Below are 5017 nucleotides of genomic sequence, written 5' to 3'. Positions count from 1 at the left end.
TTGCAACAACAAACCCTCGATGAAATCGAACAGATGCGTCACAGCACCTTGCAGGAAGTGCAACAGTTACGACAAAAAACCCAAGCTGAATGTCATGAAATTCAAAAAGGCGCTGACGACTATGCCGAAGCGGTTTTAGAAGATCTTGATCGACAATTAGGGCAAATGTTACAAGTTATCCGCAACGGTCGTCAACAGGTAAGATCGAAACCAACATCGTCAAAAAATCTACCCGGAGAACGTCCTTAATCAGTGATCAGTGATCAGTGATCAGTTATCAGATGTAAGTTTTAAGTTAATTAGTTAGTTAGTTATCTTCATCTTTATCCCTGTTTACTGTTTACTGTTTACCGAACACTGAAAAGAACCAAACCTCCGATTCCTCACCGATAACTGATAACGGAATTTCATGAATAACCCCTCCTCGAATTCCCATCTATTCGGACGCTTTCTCGGCGGGTTATTAAGCTGGAAAATTTGGTTATTTGTCCAGATATTTCAAGGCAGTAAAAGCTTTTATCGATTCCTGTATCATTATTTATATCGTCGTCCTAAAATCGATCGTATTCTCGGTAGCGATGTCATCTATATTCCCGATAAAAAACTTTATAGTATTCCCCTTGATGTGGTGAAAATGGAGCAGCAAATGGTTAATAGTGATCGCCAGCAGTTGACTTCTATTACTACTTGGAAAGTTAAAACGATTCATCCCACCATCACCGAAACCGAGATACAATTCCACGATATTACCGTCGATTTACAACAGGTACACCTGATTAAATCCGATCTTAATAACTACGATTATACTAACACTCGCCGCTTGGCTCCTCTGGTGAAAACCTTACTTTTTGAAATTAACCCCAAAATTGCCAGTTTAGTAGAAAAGAGAAATCAATTACATAGACTGCGAAATCTGGCCGCATCTTCCGAAATTTTTCATTCACAAACTCCATTATATGATCGAGCAATTAATCAAGTCCAACTAATTATTGATCAAGCGGAAACTTTGAGACAAGAATGTTTAAAATTTATCCGAGAAACCCTGATCGAACGGGAATTAGTGCAATGCGATATCGATAGCAATCTCGTTGATTGTACCCTCGATTTTGCAAGTCAATATCAACTAATTCAAGAAAAATATCAACTCTGGAAAGAAGAAGTACAAGCTTATTTTCAATTAAAAGATTCTTCCCTACCTAAAAATTAACTATGGTGATCAGTATTCAGGAGTCAGGAGCCAGTATTCAGGAGTCAGGAGATTATTTTTATTTATTCTCCCCACTTCATAATTCATAATTCATAATTCATAATTCATATACTTTTTCAACAGGATTTATTATTATGTCTAGTTTAATGGCAATTCGTGAACATATTTTTGCTTGGGGAAAACGCACCTATATCATGGGTGTTTTGAATGTTACTCCCGATAGTTTTAGTGATGGGGGAGAATTTGACAATGTTGAAAATGCCCTGCTACAGGCGATGAAAATGATCGAGGCCGGGGCTGATATAATCGATATCGGTGGTCAATCCACCCGTCCGGGAGCCGAAGAAATTAGCCTAGAAGCAGAATTATCGCGAGTTATCCCCGTAATCACCGCTATTCGACAACAAAGTTCTATTCCTATCTCTCTCGATACCACTAGGGCGATCGTGGCAGCCCAAGGTATCGCCGCCGGGGCCGATTTGATCAATGATATTTCTGGGGGAACCTTCGATCGCCTATTATTGCCTACGGTGGCTAAATTGGCTGTTCCCATCATCCTCATGCACCTGCGGGGCAATCCGCAAACCATGCAATCTTTAACACATTATGAGGATTTAGTCAAGGAAATTAAAGAATTTTTACAGAATCGCGTTAAGGAAGCTGTACAGTGGGGCATTGCTAGGGAAAATATTATCATCGATCCGGGGATTGGTTTCGCCAAAACTGGGAGACAAAATCTTGAGTTATTGCGAGAATTAGGGCAATTTCGGGATTTAGATTTACCTATTTTAATTGGATTGTCGAGAAAACGCTTTATCGGCGAGATTACAGGCAAAGATGACCCAAAAGAACGAGTTTTCGGAACGGCGGCGGCCTGTGCCTTAGCGATCGCTAAGGGGTCCGATATCCTGCGCGTCCATGATGTGGCCGCGATCATAGATGTGAGTAAAGTGGTGGACGCAATCGAGCGAAGTTGAAAATTTTTGCTAGTCTTAGAATCATCCACAGTTCGATCGAAATTAGCGATGAATAGCCAACTAACCAGCGATCATTGTATGTTACCCGTGATTCGATCTCCCCGGGATTATCAAGTTTTTCGCATTAGCGCTGGGGATACGAATCGTTTAGCGATCGTCTTCGATTCTACCGTAGCGGGGGATTCCTTGACCGTCTGTGTGGAAATTTTCGATCCCCACGGTTGCACCCCTACCCATCGTCATCATTTTGCCGTAGAAATGTTTTTTATCCTCAAAGGGGAGGGAATGGCTATCTGTGATGGTAAACCGATTCCCCTAGGTCCAGGGGATAGTTTATTAGTCCGTCCCACGGGTATTCACGAGATTAGAAATGTGGGGGACGGAAGACTTTATGCACTATGTTTTATGGTTCCCAATGAGGATTTTTCGGAATTAATTCGCAATGGTATCCCAGAGGAGTTAGACGCAGAAGATTTAGAGGTGTTGATGGGAACTATTAAAGGATAATCAAGCAATACCATCCCTTAAATTTTGGGCTTTTTTTTCAGGAAAAGAGCGATAAAAAAGGTAAAGGTTCCTCCCAGAAGTCCGAAGATTAGCCAATTTAATCTGGGATAGCCTTTATTGATAGCGATGACTGTAGCAATGCCACCGATGAGACAATGCCAGAAAAAAAGCAACAAGAATAAATCCAAGCTCGGGGAAATATCAGCAATTAGTTTCATATTTTATCAGTAGAGCGATCGAGTTAATTATTTAGATAGCAAATCTCTAGAATTTTTCCAATGACCGAATCCCTGACCCGATTTTATGTTTATTCACATCTATAAGTATTTCTCTTATTTTTTTGTCCAAGGCCATTTTGTTCCCATCTCGGTTAAAGCTGAAAAAACTAGATATAGAATGAGAAAAGCAACACAAAAGAAGAAAGTCAATAAGTCGTTATTCATCGAGTTATCCCTGATAGCTTAAAGGTCACTAATTCACTACTATTGATGCTTTTCTAGACTGTTGAAACAGGATCGATCATTGTTCCTGTTGTGCCAAATAGTTAAGCACTGTTTCCAGAGTCAAGTCTAAGCGTTCCGAGATTTGTTGCGGGGTTAAACCGAGGTCTTGCAGTAGAGGAATTGTTTTCAATTTTTGCAAGTTTATTCCCTGTTCAATTCCCTGTTCAATTCCCTGTTCAATTCCCTGTTCAATTCCATCTCCAAAAGCTTCTTGATAGAAACGAGTTTGTTTGAGGTCTTGTAGTTCCAACATAGCTTCAATTTCCTCTCGACTTTTTTGGGGTAATTTATAAATGATTATCGTTTCGATTAAATCAATGACATTTTTCTGCACTAAGCGATCGCTCAGTTCTCTTTGAGCCTGTTTAATTAAAATCTTAGCAGAATTAACAGCTTGACTCTCACTTTCCGTGACCAATTTGATCATGGCGATCGCTAAGGAAGGAGTCTCGTCATTTGCCAATTCATCCAGATAGATTCTTTTAATCCTTGACAAGGATAACAAGTCTGCAAATTGCTGGGGATGTTCTCGCTCAATTTCTCGGCTAGGATAAATAACAACTATCTGCCACGGTGACAAAGGTTTATACTGTCTAAGATATAAGAAAAGTTCCGAAAATAATCGATAATATAGGTCTTCATCCTTTTGAAACTGCACTTCTACCAGATAAAAGGGCAAATTTTCTAGATTATCGAGCGGCAAAAATAAACCATCCAATCGAAAAGCTAGTTGTTTGACTTCTTGGGAAGTAAATCGATAATTGCTAACCCTAGCATCGGGTCGCTCAATTAATTCAAAGAACGAATCGGGAAAATCGAGAAACATTCGATAGAATATGCTGTCAGTTTTCATGCTGTCACAAAATTACCTGTAATTTCCGCTTAATCCGCCAACAAAAGAGAATTAACCTATGATCATCCCATCATTTCTGCAACCCGGTGCTAAAGTTTCTCTGGTGGCCACCAGTGGAGCCGTCAAGGAATTAGCCGCCCTAGAAAAAGGCGTAGAAATCTGGCGATCGAGGGGTTATCAAGTGGAATTTAGCGAGAATTGGTCGAATAGTCTCGGTTATCTCGCTGGTAGCGACGAGCAACGTCGTCAAGCTTTAGCCCAAGCATGGCAAGATGCCGATTGTCAAGCAATTCTCTGCGCTAGGGGGGGTTACGGTAGCGCTCGCCTCTTAGAAAATTGGACATGGGCAAAAACTAACCCGAAATGGTTAATCGGTTTTTCCGACGTGACGGGGATTTTATGGAGTTTAGCGAAACAGGGCATTTGTAGCGTTCACGGGGCAGTTTTAACCACCTTAGCCCAAGAAAGTCCCCAATCAATCGATCGCCTCTTTTCTCTTCTGGAAGGTCGTCCTTTAGCCCCTCTTATCGGTCAAGGTTGGGGTGGGGGCAAAGTGCGGGGACGCTTATTACCAGCTAATTTAACCGTAGCCACCCATCTCCTCGGAACCTCGGTTCAACCCACCCTAGAGGGGGTAATTTTAGCCCTAGAGGACGTAACCGAGGCCCCCTACCGAATTGATCGAATGTTAACTCAGTGGCGAATGCTGGGCATTTTCACCCAAAATAAAGGCATTGCCCTCGGTCGTTTTAGCCGTTGTCTGGCGGCCTCCGGTAGTGATAGTCAAACCGTAGAGGAAGTCTTAAAAGAGCGTTTGGGCGATTTGGGTATTGCGGTTATTGCTGAGTTACCTTTCGGTCATGATGGCGATAATGCCGCTTTACCTGTGGGAACAATGGTAGAACTGGACGGGGATCGGGGAATCTTAGAATTTTTCTATCCCCAATGATCCACTTTTTTGATAGTATCT

Annotated in this window: 6 protein-coding genes and 1 pseudogene; 5 read left to right on the top strand and 2 right to left on the bottom strand. The window is 41.6% G+C overall.

The features are described 5' to 3' along the window. From PX484_RS03820 to PX484_RS03805, 4 genes and pseudogenes are all read left to right on the top strand, one after another. Nucleotides 1–249, top strand: a pseudogene (locus tag PX484_RS03820) (hypothetical protein); the annotation flags it as partial. A gap of 160 nt (nt 250–409) precedes the next feature. Beyond that, entirely contained in the window at nt 410–1207 is a 798-nt protein-coding gene (locus PX484_RS03815; protein WP_287767139.1) for a hypothetical protein, read from the top strand. A 134-nt stretch (nt 1208–1341) separates the two neighbouring features. After that, nucleotides 1342–2184, top strand: coding sequence for a dihydropteroate synthase (gene folP, locus PX484_RS03810; RefSeq protein ID WP_287767140.1), 843 nt, complete (start codon nt 1342–1344; stop codon nt 2182–2184). Between the two features lie 48 nt (nt 2185–2232). Continuing rightward, on the top strand, nt 2233–2691 hold the full coding sequence (locus PX484_RS03805; protein ID WP_002800061.1) for a cupin domain-containing protein: 459 nt from the start codon (nt 2233–2235) through the stop codon (nt 2689–2691). A 17-nt stretch (nt 2692–2708) separates the two neighbouring features. Here the strand turns inward: PX484_RS03805 and PX484_RS03800 are convergent, their stop codons facing one another. Together PX484_RS03800 and PX484_RS03795 are read right to left on the bottom strand one after the other, a co-directional pair. Then, nucleotides 2709–2909, bottom strand: coding sequence for a hypothetical protein (locus tag PX484_RS03800; RefSeq protein ID WP_039899996.1), 201 nt, complete (start codon nt 2907–2909; stop codon nt 2709–2711). A gap of 301 nt (nt 2910–3210) precedes the next feature. After that, nucleotides 3211–4047 carry an Rpn family recombination-promoting nuclease/putative transposase gene (locus PX484_RS03795; RefSeq protein WP_288102910.1) on the bottom strand — a complete coding sequence of 279 codons (837 nt, stop codon included), beginning with the start codon at nt 4045–4047 and terminating at the stop codon, nt 3211–3213. A 58-nt stretch (nt 4048–4105) separates the two neighbouring features. Between PX484_RS03795 and PX484_RS03790 the strand changes: the two genes are divergently transcribed. After that, entirely contained in the window at nt 4106–4996 is an 891-nt protein-coding gene (locus tag PX484_RS03790) for a S66 peptidase family protein (protein WP_288102909.1), read from the top strand. Nucleotides 4997–5017 lie beyond the last annotated feature (21 nt).

This window comes from Microcystis sp. M49636_WE2 (assembly GCF_030065375.1).
GTDB classification, from domain to species: Bacteria; Cyanobacteriota; Cyanobacteriia; order Cyanobacteriales; family Microcystaceae; genus Microcystis; species Microcystis aeruginosa_C.
The sequence above is the reverse complement of the archived record's forward strand: the minus strand, read 5'-3'. Positions and strand labels throughout refer to the sequence as shown.

Excerpts from the sequence above, each read along its gene's own strand:
- PX484_RS03815 (WP_287767139.1), top strand. The coding sequence starts at position 410 with ATGAATAACCCCTCCTCGAATTCCCATCTATTCGGACGCTTTCTCGGC.
- folP (WP_287767140.1), top strand. The coding sequence starts at position 1,342 with ATGTCTAGTTTAATGGCAATTCGTGAACATATTTTTGCTTGGGGAAAA.
- PX484_RS03805 (WP_002800061.1), top strand. The coding sequence starts at position 2,233 with ATGAATAGCCAACTAACCAGCGATCATTGTATGTTACCCGTGATTCGA.
- PX484_RS03800 (WP_039899996.1), bottom strand. The coding sequence starts at position 2,909 with ATGAAACTAATTGCTGATATTTCCCCGAGCTTGGATTTATTCTTGTTG.
- PX484_RS03795 (WP_288102910.1), bottom strand. The coding sequence starts at position 4,047 with ATGAAAACTGACAGCATATTCTATCGAATGTTTCTCGATTTTCCCGAT.
- PX484_RS03790 (WP_288102909.1), top strand. The coding sequence starts at position 4,106 with ATGATCATCCCATCATTTCTGCAACCCGGTGCTAAAGTTTCTCTGGTG.